The organism is Haloarcula quadrata (assembly GCF_003634715.1).
Lineage (GTDB): Archaea > Halobacteriota > Halobacteria > Halobacteriales > Haloarculaceae > Haloarcula > Haloarcula marismortui.
In genome coordinates this window covers 2,573,934-2,590,538 of the sequence record NZ_RBWW01000001.1, presented here as the reverse complement: position 1 = coordinate 2,590,538, position 16,605 = coordinate 2,573,934, and the positions used below count along the sequence as shown (strand labels likewise).

Annotated in this window: 21 protein-coding genes; 16 read left to right on the top strand and 5 right to left on the bottom strand. The window is 62.2% G+C overall.

What is annotated here, in order from left to right:
• Positions 1-18 precede the first annotated feature (18 nt).
• Both BDK61_RS13350 and BDK61_RS13345 read right to left on the bottom strand, forming a co-directional pair.
• Entirely contained in the window at positions 19-528 is a 510-nt protein-coding gene (locus tag BDK61_RS13350; protein WP_121303474.1) for a hypothetical protein, read from the bottom strand.
• Positions 525-827 carry a UPF0175 family protein gene (locus BDK61_RS13345; RefSeq protein ID WP_004957605.1) on the bottom strand — a complete coding sequence of 101 codons (303 nt, stop codon included), beginning with the start codon at positions 825-827 and terminating at the stop codon, positions 525-527. The genes BDK61_RS13350 and BDK61_RS13345 overlap by 4 nt, the downstream gene beginning before the upstream one ends.
• A gap of 158 nt (positions 828-985) precedes the next feature.
• Here BDK61_RS13345 and BDK61_RS13340 point away from each other — a divergent pair, with 158 nt between their 5' ends.
• Both BDK61_RS13340 and BDK61_RS13335 read left to right on the top strand, forming a co-directional pair.
• Complete coding sequence (locus BDK61_RS13340; RefSeq protein ID WP_011223780.1) at positions 986-1,822, top strand: pantoate kinase; 837 nt, start codon at positions 986-988, stop codon at positions 1,820-1,822.
• A gap of 61 nt (positions 1,823-1,883) precedes the next feature.
• Positions 1,884-2,612: a DUF2103 domain-containing protein gene (locus BDK61_RS13335; protein ID WP_007187688.1), complete on the top strand. Its 729-nt coding sequence runs from the start codon at positions 1,884-1,886 to the stop codon at positions 2,610-2,612.
• A 21-nt stretch (positions 2,613-2,633) separates the two neighbouring features.
• Here the strand turns inward: BDK61_RS13335 and BDK61_RS13330 are convergent, their stop codons facing one another.
• Entirely contained in the window at positions 2,634-3,278 is a 645-nt protein-coding gene (locus BDK61_RS13330; protein WP_011223778.1) for a hypothetical protein, read from the bottom strand.
• Between the two features lie 75 nt (positions 3,279-3,353).
• On the opposite strand from BDK61_RS13330, the gene BDK61_RS13325 reads away from it, so the two are divergent.
• From BDK61_RS13325 to BDK61_RS13315, 3 genes are all read left to right on the top strand, one after another.
• Positions 3,354-3,662 (top strand): 50S ribosomal protein L37ae, encoded by a 309-nt coding sequence (locus tag BDK61_RS13325; RefSeq protein WP_004591489.1) that lies wholly within the window; start codon positions 3,354-3,356, stop codon positions 3,660-3,662.
• Positions 3,663-3,688: 26 nt separating this feature from the next.
• Positions 3,689-3,823: a DNA-directed RNA polymerase subunit P gene (locus BDK61_RS13320; RefSeq protein ID WP_004517024.1), complete on the top strand. Its 135-nt coding sequence runs from the start codon at positions 3,689-3,691 to the stop codon at positions 3,821-3,823.
• Between the two features lie 107 nt (positions 3,824-3,930).
• A complete protein-coding gene (locus BDK61_RS13315) occupies positions 3,931-4,182 on the top strand; it encodes a KEOPS complex subunit Pcc1 (RefSeq protein ID WP_004957592.1) in 252 nt (83 codons plus the stop codon).
• Positions 4,183-4,226: 44 nt separating this feature from the next.
• Here the strand turns inward: BDK61_RS13315 and BDK61_RS13310 are convergent, their stop codons facing one another.
• The gene (locus BDK61_RS13310; protein ID WP_004957591.1) at positions 4,227-4,829 is read right to left on the bottom strand and encodes a metal-dependent hydrolase; all 603 of its coding nucleotides are present in this window, start codon (positions 4,827-4,829) and stop codon (positions 4,227-4,229) included.
• Positions 4,830-4,904: 75 nt separating this feature from the next.
• Between BDK61_RS13310 and BDK61_RS13305 the strand changes: the two genes are divergently transcribed.
• From BDK61_RS13305 to BDK61_RS13275, 7 genes are all read left to right on the top strand, one after another.
• On the top strand, positions 4,905-5,546 hold the full coding sequence (locus BDK61_RS13305) for a hypothetical protein (RefSeq protein WP_007187685.1): 642 nt from the start codon (positions 4,905-4,907) through the stop codon (positions 5,544-5,546).
• A gap of 17 nt (positions 5,547-5,563) precedes the next feature.
• Complete coding sequence (locus tag BDK61_RS13300) at positions 5,564-6,169, top strand: hypothetical protein (protein ID WP_007187684.1); 606 nt, start codon at positions 5,564-5,566, stop codon at positions 6,167-6,169.
• Between the two features lie 173 nt (positions 6,170-6,342).
• Positions 6,343-9,105 (top strand): PAS domain S-box protein, encoded by a 2,763-nt coding sequence (locus BDK61_RS13295; protein WP_121303473.1) that lies wholly within the window; start codon positions 6,343-6,345, stop codon positions 9,103-9,105.
• 158 nt (positions 9,106-9,263) lie between these two features.
• Positions 9,264-9,623 (top strand): DUF7344 domain-containing protein, encoded by a 360-nt coding sequence (locus tag BDK61_RS13290; protein WP_049919056.1) that lies wholly within the window; start codon positions 9,264-9,266, stop codon positions 9,621-9,623.
• Between the two features lie 79 nt (positions 9,624-9,702).
• Positions 9,703-10,464, top strand: a complete 762-nt coding sequence (locus tag BDK61_RS13285; RefSeq protein ID WP_121303472.1) for an aldo/keto reductase — start codon at positions 9,703-9,705, stop codon at positions 10,462-10,464.
• A 168-nt stretch (positions 10,465-10,632) separates the two neighbouring features.
• Positions 10,633-11,463 (top strand): halorhodopsin, encoded by an 831-nt coding sequence (hop, locus tag BDK61_RS13280; RefSeq protein ID WP_121303471.1) that lies wholly within the window; start codon positions 10,633-10,635, stop codon positions 11,461-11,463.
• Positions 11,464-11,595: 132 nt separating this feature from the next.
• Positions 11,596-11,778 carry a hypothetical protein gene (locus tag BDK61_RS13275; protein ID WP_004957574.1) on the top strand — a complete coding sequence of 61 codons (183 nt, stop codon included), beginning with the start codon at positions 11,596-11,598 and terminating at the stop codon, positions 11,776-11,778.
• Between the two features lie 473 nt (positions 11,779-12,251).
• Here BDK61_RS13275 and aspS read toward each other — a convergent pair whose 3' ends face one another.
• Complete coding sequence (gene aspS / locus BDK61_RS13270) at positions 12,252-13,556, bottom strand: aspartate--tRNA(Asn) ligase (protein WP_121303470.1); 1,305 nt, start codon at positions 13,554-13,556, stop codon at positions 12,252-12,254.
• Positions 13,557-13,748: 192 nt separating this feature from the next.
• Between aspS and BDK61_RS13265 the strand changes: the two genes are divergently transcribed.
• From BDK61_RS13265 to BDK61_RS13250, 4 genes are all read left to right on the top strand, one after another.
• A complete protein-coding gene (locus BDK61_RS13265) occupies positions 13,749-14,648 on the top strand; it encodes an ABC transporter permease (RefSeq protein ID WP_004957568.1) in 900 nt (299 codons plus the stop codon).
• Positions 14,645-15,394, top strand: a complete 750-nt coding sequence (locus BDK61_RS13260) for an ABC transporter ATP-binding protein (RefSeq protein WP_121303469.1) — start codon at positions 14,645-14,647, stop codon at positions 15,392-15,394. Before BDK61_RS13265 ends, BDK61_RS13260 begins: the two co-directional genes overlap by 4 nt.
• Entirely contained in the window at positions 15,391-15,963 is a 573-nt protein-coding gene (locus BDK61_RS13255) for a hypothetical protein (RefSeq protein WP_121303468.1), read from the top strand. The genes BDK61_RS13260 and BDK61_RS13255 overlap by 4 nt, the downstream gene beginning before the upstream one ends.
• A 149-nt stretch (positions 15,964-16,112) precedes the next feature.
• Positions 16,113-16,604, top strand: a complete 492-nt coding sequence (locus tag BDK61_RS13250; RefSeq protein WP_004957559.1) for an Lrp/AsnC family transcriptional regulator — start codon at positions 16,113-16,115, stop codon at positions 16,602-16,604.
• Position 16,605: the final 1 nt, after the last annotated feature.

Genomic DNA, 16,605 nt, shown 5'->3' with positions numbered 1-16,605 from the left:
TTCACGGCGCGGAGGATGTCATGCGACCTCGCCAACCGCCCGCTCGCGCAACTCCCCCGTCAGGTGCATCCCATGCTGGTCGATGCGCCTGACAATTCGCTTTGCCTGGGTCGGCTTGAGATACTTGTCCTCGATGGCGGCCCGGACCACGACACCGAAACTGCTCGTCACTTCTGCCCCCAGCCCCTGCGCCATCCGACGGACGGTGCGGTCCTCGGAGACGACAGCCACGGCTGAGCGGTCGTCGCTGTCGCGGTGAGCTAACACGCCAGCGAGTACCGTCACAGCAGCGCCAAGGTCGGCATCGCCCAGCAGGGACTTGGCCTGGTCGATGTGGTCTTCGTCGACGCCAGTGTCGATGCCGTTCTCGCGGTACTCGGTCAGGTTCGTCGCGGTCGGTTCGACCTGGACTTCGTCGATGACGGGCTCGGGAATGACGATGTCGCCGTCGAACGCGTCCAGCAGCGACAGCCCTCCCACCTGCCCCAGCGAGTACAGCGCCGTCGGCCCGACATAGATGCGGGTCATAGCTCCGCGGCTGTGTCAGCATCGAGCTCCAGATCAGAGAGTTCGAGCTGTGTCGTCAGGTTTCGCTCGCGGGCCACGTCGAGCCACTCGGCGATGGAGAGGTCCGCGAGCTGTGCGGCTTCGGCCGCCGACACGTCGCCAGACTGGTACTGCTCGACGGCGACGCGAAGTCGGAGCGTCTCCAGTCCCTCCCGGAGCGCCTTTCGAATCGTTGTCGACCGGTCCTCGGAGAGCAACTCGGCGACGTCGTCCAGTTCGGCTTTCTCTTCGCTCGGGAGCCGCGCGCTTATCGTCGGCATGTTTGCACAGTCATCCGCCGTAAACACACATCAAACTACGGGTCGGAGAACCGCCTGTCGGTTTTCTGAAACCCTGCGTGGAGCGAACGTCCGCCAGCCAGCGTGGCCGGAGCGGGCGACCACCAATCCTTAACGCCACCGGGTCCCACGGGGAGGCAATGAGCGACGAAGCACACGCGTTCGTTCCCGGCCACATCACGGGCTTTTTTACCGTCGACCGGGGCGATGACCCGATTGAGACCGGTTCTCGCGGGGGCGGACTGGCCCTGTCTGACGGCGTTTCTGTTACCGTCAGCCGCGGGGCTGAGACCAAGGTAACGCTGAACGGCGAGCCGATTGAGGTGGAGGCCGTCGAGCGAGTGCTGGACGCCCTTCGAACCACGGCGACCGTCACTGCCGAAACGCCACTCCCGCTCGGGTCCGGCTTCGGCGTCTCCGGCGGACTGGCGCTTGGTACTGCGCTGGCGGCCAACGCCGTCTTTGGCCACGGGCTCTCGTACAACGAACTCGTGACTATTGCCCACGGCGCGGAAGTCCAGTCCGGTTCGGGCCTTGGCGATGTCGTCGCGCAGGCTCGCGGCGGCGTGCCGCTCCGCCTCGAACCCGGCGGGCCGCAGTTCAACTACCTTGACGCCATCCCGGTCCGCAGCCGCATCGAGTACGTCACGCTCGGCGAGTTGTCGACAGCGGACGTGGTCGGCGGCGACACGGAAACGCTAACGGCCGCCGGCGAACGTGCACTCTCGACCGTCGTCAAAGAGCCGAAGCTCTCGACGTTTATGAAGGCCTCCCGGCAGTTCTCCCGCGAGGCTGACCTCCTGACGCCGGAGGTGAAAGGCGTCATCGACGACGTGGCCGAAGCCGGCGGAGACGCCGCGATGGCGATGCTCGGCGAGACGGTGTTCGCCCTCGGGACTGGCCTCTCCGACGCCGGCTACGACGCTGCTATCTGTGCCATCTACCCGCCCGGCGCGACCATCGAAGACGAGCGCTGAGCTTATGATTGCGTAAGATGTGAACCGTCTCCCTTATCCGCGCGGACCCATAGCCACAGCTATGGACTGTCGGCAGTGTGCCACGCCGCTTGACCGGCCGGGTGACTACTGCCTGGTCTGTCACACTGCCAATACGGACGCCGTCGTCCTCGAACTCGACCGCGAGCGGGCGACGGTGACCTCGCTTCTGGACGGGTCGGTCGTCGGCCAGCGGACGGTGACGACGACGCCGGAAGGCGAAGGGAGCGACGAAACGGTCGTCGTCGAACTGCGGAACTTCGCCGGCCTCGTCGCGGACGAGGTACGACGAAAACGGCCCGAGGAAGTGTACGTCACCGGCGACCGCGACGTTATCGCCGCCGTTCGCCCCCAACTGCACTACGAGTTCTTTCGCGTCGAGGGCGACGACCCCGTCCAGCGGGTCATCGACCGTCAGGGCGAGCCCGCACTCGAAGTTGTCGACGCCGCGCCGGCGGAGAAACTGGGCGGGAGCCACTCGACGCTCATCGGCGGTCGGTCGGGCCAGCGAGTCATCCAGACCGTCGCCGGCCACCCTCACGTCAAGAAGGTCATCCCCGGCCCCATCGACGCTGGCGGCGCGAGTTCGCCGACGGGCGTCCGGGCGAAGGCCACCCGCGCCGACGCCAACGGTAACGTCCGGGTGCTCATCCGCGACGGCTCCAGCGTGCAGGAGAACCGCGTCGTCACGACGGCCGGCGACCGCGAACTCGGCGAACACGTCCGGGCAGATCTGAACGAGGCACTCAAGGAAGCCGAACTGCAGGAGTAGCACCCGCGCCAGGACCGGTGGTCACGCCATGACAACACCAGCAACAAGCACGGCGGCCACCGCGACTCCGACGACACCGGTCCGATGAACGGCCGGTAACGACGTTCGAACGTCGAGGGCCATCGGGAGCGCATGGAGTGCGGCGAGCGCCAGATAACCGACTGGGGAGACAAGCGGAAACGCTACCGCCCCGACGGCCAGCAGACAGAGGCCGACGACGCCCGCACCCACATAACCACGTCCGCGCACAGGCTGTCCAGCCCCTTCGAGGACCCCACCGGTCCAGCAGTAGCCGATCGCCGTTGCGCCGACCCACGCGTGCCAGAACGCCGCTTGTGCGGGTATGACACCGAGGAGGCCACCGATAGTCACCGCTGTTGCAGTAGTATTGACCGTTCCCCAGGCGAACATCGCGTCCGAGAAGCGGACCGAATCCGGTGCGTGGAGGACTGTCAGGCCGACGAAGCCACTGATTAAGACAGCCCACAGCGCCGTGGCGAACAGCGCGCCGTTAGCGCGGCTCGACCACGTAATCGCCTGCGTGCCACCCCAGCCAAACAGACCCGCCGCCGCGCCCGACAGCAAGAACTCCGAGGCGGTAAGCCGCCCGCTCGTGGCCGGCGCGACCCGCTGGAGGCGATTGCGAACTCCGTCGAACGCTGCCATCGAGCGATGGTTTGCCCGCCTCCCCCTTGAGTTATGTCGCCGCGGGCTCGCCGGGAACCGAATCTCGAAGGCCTTATGTGGCCGCTCGGCGGACAACAGACCACTATGGCTAGCAAGAGCGGAAAGACCGGCAGCTCGGGCCGTTTCGGCGCTCGCTACGGTCGCGTGTCCCGACGCCGCGTTGCGGAGATCGAATCGGAGATGAACGAGGACCACGCCTGTCCGAACTGCGGCGAAGACCGCGTTGACCGTCAGGGCACGGGCATCTGGCAGTGCAGCTACTGTGACTACAAGTTCACCGGCGGCAGCTACAAGCCGGAAACGCCTGGCGGCAAGACTGTTCGACGCTCCATTCGGGCCGCACTGTCCGAAGACGAGGAGTAAAGGACCTTCATCCCTATCTCTCAGCTATGAGCTACAAGTGTTCACGCTGTAAGCGCGACGTGACGCTGGACGAGTACGGCGGCGTCCGCTGCCCGTACTGCGGACACCGCGTCCTGCTGAAGGAGCGGTCGCCCGACGTCAAAGAGATCAACGTCAACTGAGACTGTCGGTGACGCGGTTGATAGTCGACGGCCGGCTGCGCCACGTTGCGAACGGCTTTTCTGGGGCAGCCCTGTGACCGATACGAGGACGCCCCATCCCGAACAGTATGACTGCACCACATCAGACCCGCCTGACCGCCGAGTACAGCAGCGCCGACCGGGCTCGCGCCATTGAGCAGAGCATCCGTCCCGAAATCAACGATATCGAGGGCGACCGGACGACGGCGCGGCTCAGTCGGGACGGACAGCGGGTCGAACTCACTGTTGCGGCGTCTGACCTCGTTGCACTGCGGGCGGGTATCAACACGTGGCTGACGCTTCGCGGCGTTGCTGAGAACGCTCTGGTGGGACGGAAGTGACGAGAGCAGCAGTGAAATAGCGAAAGCGTCGCGGCAGCCAAGCGTTACTGCCGGTAGCGGTCCGGAACGTGGGCTGCAATCGAGTCGGGAACGTTCCCGAACACGACCGGGGCCAGGGCTGCCAGTCGACGACGCAGGAGCCCGTAGGTCGCGCCAGTGAGGAGGGCTGCGGCGACGACCCACCGGAACGGCCCGTCAAGCACGACGAATAGTGGTGCACCTGCAAGTACCATCAGTCCCACGTCGGCGGGCGCACCGTCGTACTGTATCCATCGCTTCGGCGGCCGCCACCGCCCACGAACGTGGTCGTACACGGCACGTTCGGATGTGGCCTCCCACGGACGGAGTTCGAGGCCGCCGCCGTACCGGTCCATCCGGCAGTGGAGTGCAGCGCCCATCAGAACGAAGGTGAGCGCAATGAGCAGCGGTGTCTGGAGGATGGCGGCGAACCCAGCAGCCGGGACAACCGCGAGTGTGTACCCGCTGGGGTAATGCAGCGTGCGCCGATGGCCCGAGTACAGGTCGAGGTCGGGAAGAACGCCACCGACGAGGCCGCCAGCGAGCGCTACAGCGGCGTGGTCTGGCGCAAGGACGAGCAGCGGTGTCGCAATGGCGAGCCCCGCTATCGCATGCGTCGGCAGCATCATATACCTGTAGAAGGGGCTGTAGCCGGTATAAACACGTCGCTGGGTTTATTCGCTGTCGTACCACAGTTCACTGCAATGAGCGATGGGTCCGGCCGTTCCGACAGTCGTCCCGGGACTATCGGCCTCGAGGACACGTTCAAGAAGCTCTTTCGTGACGGGCGAACCAACGCGGTCATCGCGTGGGCGCTTGTTGCGATTCTCACGGCCGTGTTCGTCGAAAGCGTCTTGGAAGCTGATTACCGGTGGATACTGTTCGTCAGTGTCGTCGGCTTTGTCGTCCTCGTCCCGCCGGTGGCGTTCCGCGAGTGGCGCGTGATGCTCCCCTGGGAGTTGCTCGTTCTCGCGTTGCTCCCAATCTTAGCCCGCGGGCTCGTCGGCGGCACTGTCGGAACCTTCGCCAGCTACCTCTCACTTGCTGCACTGGCCCTGCTCGTCATCGTTGAGCTTCACATGTTTACCGATCTCGCGCTCACGCACTGGTTCGCCATCGGGTTCGTCGTCCTGACGACGCTTGCTGCGGTGGCGGTCTGGACGGTCTTCCGGTGGAATGCCGACCGGTTTCTCGGGACGTCGTATCTCACGACCAACGAGGCGCTGATGACCGAGTGGCTGTACGTCACCCTTGCCGGACTCGCCGCGGGTGTGCTGTTCGATGGCTACTTCAGACGGCGGGACCGCCGTCTCTGGCGTGGTATCCGACGGATGGTGCAGCGATGAGGCTACCCCGACCGTCGATGCGGAACCAGCGACGGACCACCCGCGCGATGCAACTCGTCTTGCTTGGACTGGTCGGCTACGGCATCGTCGCCGGTCAGCCAAAGCCGATCACGAACGGCGGTATCGGTCTGCTCGTCACGTTCCTCCCCGCGGTGATGCGGCGAAACTACAATCTCGCGCTTGACCCGTGGCTCGCCCTCTGGATCACGACCGCGGTGTTCCTCCATACGCTCGGTTCAGCCGGGCTCTACGGGCAGATCGGTTGGTGGGACCACCTCACCCACGCGATGTCAGCCTCACTCATTGCCGCGTTCGGATATACGACAGCCCGGACCATCGACCTCCACAACGACGCGATTCACATCCCCAGACGCGTCTTTTTCGTGTACATCTTCGTCGTGGTGCTCTCCTTTGGCGTGATCTGGGAACTGTTCGAGTTCGCGCTCGATATCGTTGCCACCGAAACGGGTGTCACGATGCCGCTGGCGCAACACGGCCTTGATGACACGGTCCGGGATACGATGTTCAATTCGCTCGGGGCGCTTCTGGTCGCGGCGTTCGGACAGGCCCACCTCACTGATGTTGCCGAGACTCTTCGGGAGCGGCTGTTCGTTGTCGACTGACGCCGGGTGTGTCACCGGATTCGATGGCCAGGAGGCTCCGAGAGAAGCCGTGTGCCATCCGCAACGTTTCGCCACTGTGGTCGTTGAACGTGTGCGTTCGTTGTCTGGCAACCACTGTCGCCGCAGAACAGTTATTACGCCGCAGTAACGTGATTGAACAGCATACCAGGGTGATGATTAGAAACGACCTCGACGACATCGCGTTTGCGGGAGCGAGACAGACCGGCGCTGCCAGCCGGGAAATCGAAGTCGTGTATCTCGATTCCGACGCGACGGCACGAAAGCAGATACACGAGAGGCTGACGGACCACCACACCGAAATAACGGTGACGAGCGTGGCAACGACAGATGCCGCGCTCGAAGCCGCCGCATCGACGGATGTCTCCTGTCTCGTCCTCGACCCGACTGGGCTGGGTGATATCCCGGCTGCACTGGTGTCGAACGACCGCTACCCGGTCGTCCTCTACACCGACGCCACTGCGCCGGACAGCGTTGCGCCTGTCTTCGACGACGCGGAGACGGTCGTCACGAAACAGGCGGACGGACAGCCGCTGCTGCTGGCGGAGAAGATCGTTAGCGTCGTCTCAGCCCCAGTCGACCGGACCGAGTCCGCGCTGCGGGATGCAGTGTCCGGAATTGAATCGCGTGCTGAAGCGAACGAAATCGCTGTTCTGCTGGCGGATGATGGGACAGTACAGTGGTCAAGCGAAGCGGTGTCGGCATTTGTCTCCGGCCTCGACGAGACCTGCCGGGTCGAGGACTTCTACGACGCCATGGATAGGGCACTGCCCGACACGCCCAGCGGCCGTCGGCAGCTACAGCGGCTCCGGGATTCCCCGACCGAGCCGGTTGCCCTCGGGGTCTCCGGCACGGACCACGACCAGTATCTCCTCCGGCACGGGTACGAACTGCCGGACGCCACGGGTGGGCTCACGCTCGTTCTGCTACGAGACATCACCGAGACCGCTCGGCGTGACGCTCGCACGGCGCTCCTTGATATCCTCGTCGAACGGGCACAGGACGGGCTCTACACGATCGATGAACGTGGTGTCATCGACTTCTGTAACGATTCGTTCGCGGCGACTCTCGGGTACGAGCCGGGCAAACTGTGCGGGACACACATTTTGGAAGTCCTCGCACCCGGTGAATTCCCGAAGGGACAGGCGGCCGTCGAAGAGTTACTCGAAGCACCTGACCAGGAGAGCACGACCGTCGACCTGACATTTCGACGAAAGGATGGCACCGAGCGAGAACTCTCGTTCAACCACACGTTGACTCACGACGAAGCCGGCAACTACAACGGAGTCATCGGCGTCGCCCGAGACGTTACGGAGCGAAAGCGCCGTGAGCGAGAGTATCAGGAGATGATGGAGCGATTTAACTTTGCGCTCAAGGGTGCCGAACTCGGCGTCTGGGACTGGAACCCGAAAACGAACGACGTCACCTTCGATGAGCACTGGACCGGAATGCTCGGCTACAGCAAGGATGAACTGGAGCCACACTACGAGTCGTGGGCCGATCTCGTCCATCCAGACGACCTCGACCGAGCGGAACAGGCGCTCGGGAAGCTGAAGACTGGCGAAACCGAGCTGTACCAGTGTGAATTCAGAATGCGGACGAAAGACGGGGACTGGCGATGGATTCGTGACCTCGGCAAGGTATTTGAGTGGAACGACGACGGCGAGGCGATCCGGGCTGTCGGAATTCACCAAGATATCACCCAAGAGCGGAAACGTCAGAACGCAATCGAACGACAGCGTGACGAGCTGGTAACGCTTGACCGAGTTAACGTTCTGGTTCAGGATCTCATCCGTGCGCTGGGAACGACAACGACTCAGGACGAACTCGCCGAGACAGTGTGTGACCGGATTGTCGAGTCTGAGCTGTGGGATCTGGCCTGGATCGGCGAGCGATCTGGAGGCAACGGCAATCTCACTCCACAGGCGGTCGCCGGCGACGACGAGGAGTGTCTCGATAGCATTACCAGTGCCGATCAGACCGACCCTGGTCCGGGTGAAACGGCGCTTCGGACGGGAACGATTCAGACGACGACCGTCGAAAGCGGGACCGAATCCACGTCGTGGGAAGATACCGAGAGTGACCGGGGAACCCGCTCTATTGCGGCGATTCCAATCGTTCATGGCGACATCGTCCACGGAGTCCTGTGCGTGTGTACCGACCAGCAGGATGGATTCACGGCACGTGTCGCAGAGAGTTTCGCCGTCCTCGGCGAGATGCTCGGCTTCGCGTTTATGGCTGTTCAGAACCGGCGGCTGCTCTCCCGCGACAGGATCCTCGAACTGACATTCGAATCGCGAAACGCTGATACGCCCCTCATCTCGGTAGCGAACGCATACGGGTGCCGAATCGAGGCTGTCGGGTCCGTCGATATCGACCCGACCCACCTCCTGTACCTTTCTGTCGATGGAGGGCCGGCTGATGCAGTCTCAGAGCAACTTCGCTCTCACGAGGACATTCTCGACTCGCGGGTTGTTCGCACAGATGACGACGGTGGTATTCTCGAACTGCAGGTGACGAAAACCATCCAGTCGCTCCTGCTTGATGTCGGCGCTCGCCGCCGAACGCTGGTCGCAGAGGGTGGGACGCTTTCGATAACTGTCGAGGCACCACTGGGCGCTGATTCTCGCACGATACAGGAGGCACTCGCTGTCTGTACACCTGATTTTGCGCTGACGGCAAAACAAGAGTGTAAACAGCCAAACGACATACTCGACGCTGAATCGGACCCGCGTGACCACTTGACTGATCGCCAGCAAGAAGTCCTTCGCACGGCATTTCTGGCCGGGTACTACGCCTGGCCACGAGACACGAACGCTGAGCAACTTGCGGCCACGCTCGATATCGCTTCATCGACACTCCTCCAGCATCTCCGGCGAGCAGAACGGAACCTCATTGACGCTATTTTTGATAGCTAGTAGTGAGTACAATTATACTGGTAAGTAATTCACATACGCTTCTTGATCATTACCTAGTAATCTAGGCGTGTGGTTGATGATTCTGGCAGTAGTTAATTCAGTGCGCACAAATGAGCAACCAAAGGAATGCTGGGCCACGAAGTGACCAGTGGAGTGGGATGACGCCGTCGGACAGGTCGCTGTCTACAGTGGATGTAGATGATGTGTTTGAGGTCTTGGCTGACTGGCGGCGCCGTGCCGTCTGTCACTACTTCGCGAGCGGTGACCAGACGACCGCTAACGTTGCGGTGCTAGCATCGGCAATATCGGAGCAGGAGGGCACGAGCACGGTCGATGCAACAGACACGTCGCCCTCGACTATCCGAACACAGCTCGAAGAGGAGCACTTGCCAGTGCTTCACCGGATTGGACTCATCGACTACGACGAGCGAAGCGGCGCAGTGAAGTACTGGGGGTCGCCCACCGTCGAAAAGTGGGCTGATCACGCTCAGGCAGTCACACAGCGGACCGACTTCTAACGGGACAAGAGGCCGTATCTGGGGGGATACGGACTAGTGGAGACGGGCTATTTTTTACCACAGCGTTCAACTGGAATGCATGGACCTTCCACCGGTCGGACTCGGTACGATGGGTATCGAGGACGAAGCCGTTGTTCGGACAGCCATTGACTGTGGCTACCGCCACCTCGATACCGCTCAAATCTACGACAACGAGAGCACTGTGGGCGCGGGCATCGCCGCCGCCGACACCGACCGGGCCGATCTGACTGTCGCGACGAAGCTCTGGATCGACGCGCTTGAAGCAACTGCTGTCCGCCCAGCGACGGAAGCGAGCCTCGACCGGCTCGGCCTCGACGCCGTCGACCTGCTGTACGTCCACCGTCCACGTGGCGACTACGACCCCGAAACGACCCTGCCCGCTGTCGAGGCTGTGCGCGAGGCGGGACTGACAGCGCACGTTGGGCTCTCGAACTTCGACCCGGACCAGTTGGTTGACGCGCGCGAGTTCCTCGATAAGATTGCTGCACATCAGGTCGAGTTCCATCCGCTGTTCTGGCGCGAATCACTGTTCACTGACGCACAGAAACACGACTACCCACTGGTCGCGTACGCACCACTGGCCGGCGGTCGCGTGTTCGAGGAGCCGACCATCCTCAACATCGCTGCCCAGCACGAGACGACGCCGGCCGCCGTCAGCATCGCCTGGGTGACCAGCTACGAGAACGTCGTCACGATTCCAAAGGCGTCCTCACGGTCCCACCTCGAAGCCAACCTCGCCGCTGCCGACCTGGAACTGACCGACGCCGAAATTGCGCGCATCGAAGCCATCGAGCGTGAAGAAGAGCTGTTCCCGGAGTGACCTGCCCGCCGCTGACGCGAGTGGATAGGCATAGTATGGGACAGTTTAACACAGTAATTCCACCTCGTGTCCGGGACTGGTCTTGTCCTTCCGAAACCCGAATCTAACAGCGGATACCGATACCGTTTGGGTACGCGTCTTTAAGTGTTCTCTTCGTAATTAGTGTACATGACAGCTGCCAGTACCACTGCAACGACAGTGCTTCAGGCGACACAGTCAGACGTGTTACAGGAGATACAGTCGAATTTCCTCCTGAATTCATCGATCTGGGTGAACATCGCGCTGGCGGGCGTCGTCATCCTCCTGTTCGTCGCGATGGGTCGAGACCTCGAGTCGCCCCGTGCGAAACTCATCTGGGTCGCGACGATGCTGGTGCCGCTGGTCTCGATTTCCAGCTATGCCGGTCTAGCCTCCGGGCTGACAGTCGGGTTTCTGCAGATGCCGCCGGGCCACGCCCTCGCCGGACAGGAGGTCCTATCACCGTGGGGCCGCTACCTGACGTGGACGTTCTCGACACCGATGATTCTCCTGGCGCTGGGCCTGCTGGCTGACACTGACATTGCGTCGCTGTTCACCGCAATCACGATGGACATCGGAATGTGTGTGACCGGCCTCGCCGCCGCGCTCATCACCTCTTCGCACCTGCTGCGCTGGGTGTTCTACGGCATCAGCTGTGCGTTCTTCGTCGCAGTGCTGTACGTCCTGCTCGTCCAGTGGCCGGCCGACGCAGAGGCCGCCGGAACTAGCGAGATATTCGGGACGCTCAAGATTCTCACTGTGGTGCTCTGGCTCGGCTACCCGATTCTGTGGGCGCTGGGCTCCGAGGGCGTTGCCCTCCTGAGCGTCGGCGTCACCTCGTGGGGCTACTCCGGGCTGGACATCCTCGCAAAGTACGTCTTCGCCTTCCTACTCCTGCGCTGGGTCGCCGCCAACGAAGGCACCGTCTCAGGGTCCGGGATGGGCATTGGCTCCGGCGGCGCTGCGCCCGCAGACGACTGAGTAGCGCATCGAGACGTGGGCAGTATCCTCCTGCTCGCGTATCCTTGGCCGTATTCTGGCCGTTCTCTATCCCTGACCGTACAGTAGCAGATGCAGAAAAGATAAGTTATGCTGCCCAAGTGACTAGTCTGTATGCCCTCCCCATTCGAAAATCCAGCCATTCGCTACGGTATCCCATTGGTCAGCGCCACGGTCGTCGCGGCTGTCGCGTTCCTCCTCCTTGAAGGAACGATACGGTATGTTGCACTCGGTATCGCTGTCCTCGAAGTTGTGGTCGCTCCTCAGATTCTGAAGCAGGCGGCGGCAAACGCATAGTCAGGGGCAGGTCGGCCCCCGCCCTCGTGCTAACTCGGTGTGCAGCCCTGCGGCTGTCCACGTTTAACACCCTACGCTTGGCAAAGTTGAATCACTGCGAGACAGGGCGAGGGTCTTCCTCGGGGTCAGACCCTCGATTTCTACGGCGAGAGTTGCTGTCGGTCCTGCGGGACTCACTACGCTCGTCCCGCTGGCTCTCAGGTCTTCGCCGCTCGCGGGTCGTTTCTCCCCGTCGTCGGGCGGTGGTACCGCCCGACTGCCTGCGGGACCTTCGGTCCCGCTCTGCTCGCGTTACCGGGGTTCTTCCCTGCGGTCAAAACCTCGCTTCCTACGGGCTCAGACGCTGCCGGTCTCGCGGGAACGGGGCGATTCCTACGGAATCGCCTGCAGTCGGCTCGCCACGGCGAGCCGACGACACTGTGAGACTCGCTCCGCTCGCCTCACAAGCTCCCGCTCGGCAGTCGCGTCGTCGCCTACGGCGACAGACGCTGCCGGTCTCGCGGGAACAGCACCGCTTCCCGGATGTTCTCCAGCCCGAGCATCGTCATGATGAGGCGCTCGCCGCCGAGGCCCCAGCCGGCGTGTGGCGGCATCCCGTACTTGAACATCTTGGTGTAGTACTCGAAGGCTTCCGGGTCCAGCCCTTGCTGTTCGAATCCTTCGACGAGGTGGTCGAAGCGGTGCTCACGCTGGCCGCCTGAGACCAGTTCCATCGACGGGTGCATCATGTCGAAGCCGGTCGAGACCGCTTCATCGTCGTCGTGGTCCTTGATGTAGAACGGCTTGATCTCGCTGGGCCAGTCCGTGATGAAGTAGTGCTCGCCGACTTCCTGCCCGAGGACGTGCTCGGCCTCCGTCGAGAGGTCGTCGCCCCACACCAGCGGCTCATCGAGTTCGCCGGTGGCGTTGATTTTGTCGAGCGCCTCTTCGTAGGTGAGCCGTGGGAAGTCGCCCTCGGGGGCCTCGAACTCCTCTTCGAGACCGAGGGCTTCCAGTTCGTCCTGACAGTTCTCGGCGACGCCCTCGTAGGCGGACTTGACGACGTGTTCGCAGGCGTCCATCGCCTCGGTGTGGTCGTAGAAGGCCGACTCGAAGTCGATGGAGGTCGCCTCGTTGAGGTGCCGTGGCGTGTTGTGCTCCTCGGCGCGGAAGATCGGGCCGATTTCGAAGACGCGTTCGAGGCCGGAGCCGACCATCAGCTGCTTGAACAGCTGCGGGCTCTGGTTCATGAACGCTTCCTGGCCGAAGTACGTGATCGGGAACAGCTCGGTACCGCCCTCGGTCCCCGTGGCGACGATCTTCGGCGTGTTGATCTCCGTGCAGTTGAGCTCTCGGAACGCCTCGCGGACCGACCGGAGGACCTCAGCGCGGATCTCGAAGATGGCCTTCACCTCGTCCTTGCGGAGGTCGAGCGTGCGGTTGTCGAGGCGGGTCGGCAGTTCGGCGTCGACCTTCCCTGACGGGTCGAGCGGCAGTTCGGGGTCGGCTTCCGAAATCACGTCGACGGACTCCGGTGTGACCTCGACACCGGTCGGCGCGCGTGGCTCCTCTTCGACAGCACCGGTCACCGAAATGACCGATTCACGCTGGACGTTCAGCCCCGTCTCCACGAGGTCGTCGTCCATCTCGTCTTTCTCGAATTTGACCTGTATCTTTCCGGTGGTGTCTCGAAGGATAAGGAAGGCAATACCACCGAGGTCTCGGATCTCGTGGACCCAGCCGGCGACGGTGACCGTGTCACCCGGCGTTGCGTCCGCCGTGTAAGTTCGGTTTTCCATGGCTGTTCATTCTTGTGGCCACAACTTAAGAACAGTCTTTCGAGGCGAGGGTAGGGCACTCTCAGAACACGGTTGGTCTTAAGCAGGGACGCCAGTGCCTTTCAGGCCCAACCGGAGCGATAGCTCGTTTTCGTTTAAACATAGCAGCAGTTGACAGTGTGTTTTATATACTACACTTTCAAACCCGACCACATGGCCCTCCCCCGATGGTTTCCCCTTGCACGGAAAGAGGCAGTTGCGTTGCTCAAATCGAAAGGAACCTGGATACTTGCACCCCTGCTCGTCGTCTGGGGATACGGTCCCACCTACATCAGTTGGGATCTGCTTGGCCCGGACGTTACGGTTGGGTTCGTGCAGGTAGCCGGGTCGATCCTCCTTCCGCTCTGTGTGCTGTTACTGACGTATCGGTCGATTATTCAGGAGCGCACATCGGGCAGTCTGAAATTCCTGCTTGGATTGCCCCTCACACGGACTGATATCCTCATCGGCAAAGTCGTCGGTCGGAGCGTCGGCGCTGTGCTGCCATTTGCCCTTTCAGCAGTTGTTCTTGGGGTTATTGGTGGTGTGAAGTTTGGTCTGTTCTCCCCGTTACGTTTCATCGGCGTGTTTCTGGTGACGGTGCTGTACATCGCTGTGCTCGTGTCGATCGCAACAGCGGCATCGGCAGTGACGACCAGCACAGTCCGTGTAACCGCCGTGCTCTTTGGCGGGTTCTTTCTGCTGCTGACACTGGGGTGGAAAATCGTTGGTGTCCGTCTCTACTCGGCTGTGACCGGGAACGCAGTGAATCCGCTCAGCCCGCCGGCTGACGGCCTGTTGTTCGCTATCCTTCGGTTTTCGCCGGGTCGAGCGTACCGAACTGTCACGAACTGGATACTCGGGCTGGCGAACTCCGGTGGCCAGTACACGTCAGTCGCCACGGTACTGTATCCCGGGCACTCGGTCAACGAGTACGTCGTCGACGCAGCGTTCAGTGGACAGCCAGTCCCGGCCTATCTCCATGAATCAATAGCCCTCGTCGTATTGCTTCTCTGGGGAGTTGTCCCGCTGGCACTGGCCCGGTATCGATTCAACCGAGGTGACCTCGCGTGACGCCACCGGCAATCGAGACCGATGGGCTTTCGAAACAGTACGGCGAGACTGTTGCGCTTGATGCGCTGAACATGACTGTTGCACAGGGCGAGGTGTACGGTTTCCTCGGCCCGAACGGCGCTGGCAAGTCGACCACGATCAATCTGCTGATGGACTACATCAAACCAACGTCGGGGACAGCGCGCGTTCTCGGCCACGACCCGTGGAACGATGTCGTCGCCTGTCATCAGCGCGTTGGTATCTGTCCCGACCGTTTCGAGACCTACGAGTCGCTATCCGCGCGGCGGCATCTCGAACTGGTGATTGATACGAAGCGTGCGGACGACGACCCGCGAGCACTGCTTGAGCGCGTCGGACTGGTGGATGCTATTGAAAGACCCGCTGGCGAGTTCTCACAGGGGATGGAACAGCGGTTGGCACTCGCGATGAGTCTTGTCGGGCAGCCGGATCTGTTGATTCTTGATGAGCCGTTCACCGGGCCTGACCCCCACGGTGTCGCGCTGGTGCGGGATGTCGTCGAAGCCGAGTCTGAACGTGGTGCAACAGTATTCTTCTCCAGCCACGTCCTCGGTCAGGTCGATCTGGTCTGTGACCGCGTCGGGATTCTCTACGAGGGGGACCTCATTGTGGAAGGAACCCTGCCGGCGCTCCGAGACACCTGTGACCTGTCCTCAGACGCGACAGTTGAGGACATCTTCATGACACTGACCGATGGCTCCGCCCGCGCTACGGAGGTGGACGCATGAACCGCCGCCGGTATCTGACCGTGTCGACAGCGGCGCTGTCCGGACTCGCCGGCTGCCTGGGCGATCCTGAGTACACTATCTCCAGCGTGGAAACCGAGGATGATTCGCACCCGCTGGGACTCGATGTGACACCGGTCGACCGAGAAATAACAATCGAGAGTCCCGGGCAGCTGAACATAGCGCTCCGAAACACTGGGACACAGGACGTTATCATCAAGAACACCGGCGTCTGGCCACTCGGGGTGTTAGGACTGGCTCTAGCGGGAGAGTCGGTGTCTGCTGACATTCTACTGCTGGCTGACGAGTATACGGAGGCAGATACCGTCGAGGTACGGCCAAGCGGGGCGAGTAAAGACGGCGCCCCACTCACTGGAACGCTAGCGGCTGCTGAATCGATTGAGCGGCAGTACGAACTCATCGGGCGGCGGGTTTCAGGGGCCGGCACGTACACGCTGCAGGGCTACTTTGACGAAGTTCCCCTCTCCTACCGCACAGGCGAGGATGCCGACTGGGTCGCATACCACCCATCGGTAACCGTGGCACTCACCGAACAGTCGGTGCTTCCCTGAGACACAGCGGCGTCTGCCTCGAACCCGCGTAGCGACTCCCTCCGCGCTGCTGGCGAGGCACAGATGAGTGTCGAAAACAGCCGGACGAGACCACAGCGTCCGGTCCAATATCCTGAACCTTTGTACTGGTAGCCGCCGAAACAATCGACATGGCCGACGCGGAGTACCCTATCGACGACTTGGACCGGAACATCATCTACGCGCTCCAGCAGGATGCGAGACACACGTCAGCGAGTGAGATAGCCGAATCGCTTGACGTCTCCGCACGAACTGTTCGGAACCGCATCACGAAGCTCGAAGACGCTGGCGTCATCGCCGGCTACGATGTCGATGTCGATTACGAGGCCGCGGGGTATCAACTCCATACGCTCATTGTCTGTACGGCTCCAATCCACGAGCGTGAGGAGGTCGCACAGCGGGCACTCGACGTGTCCGGTGTCGTCGCCATCAGGGAAGTCATGACTGGGGCCGACAACGTCCACGTCGAGGTTGTCGGAACTGATGGAAACGACCTGAGCCGCATCGGAAGGGACCTCAACGATATCGGACTGGAAGTCGTCGACGAGGACCTCATTCGGAACGAGTACACCCGGCCGTTCCACCAGTTCGGGCACGACGATGCCGATGCAGACACTAGCTAAT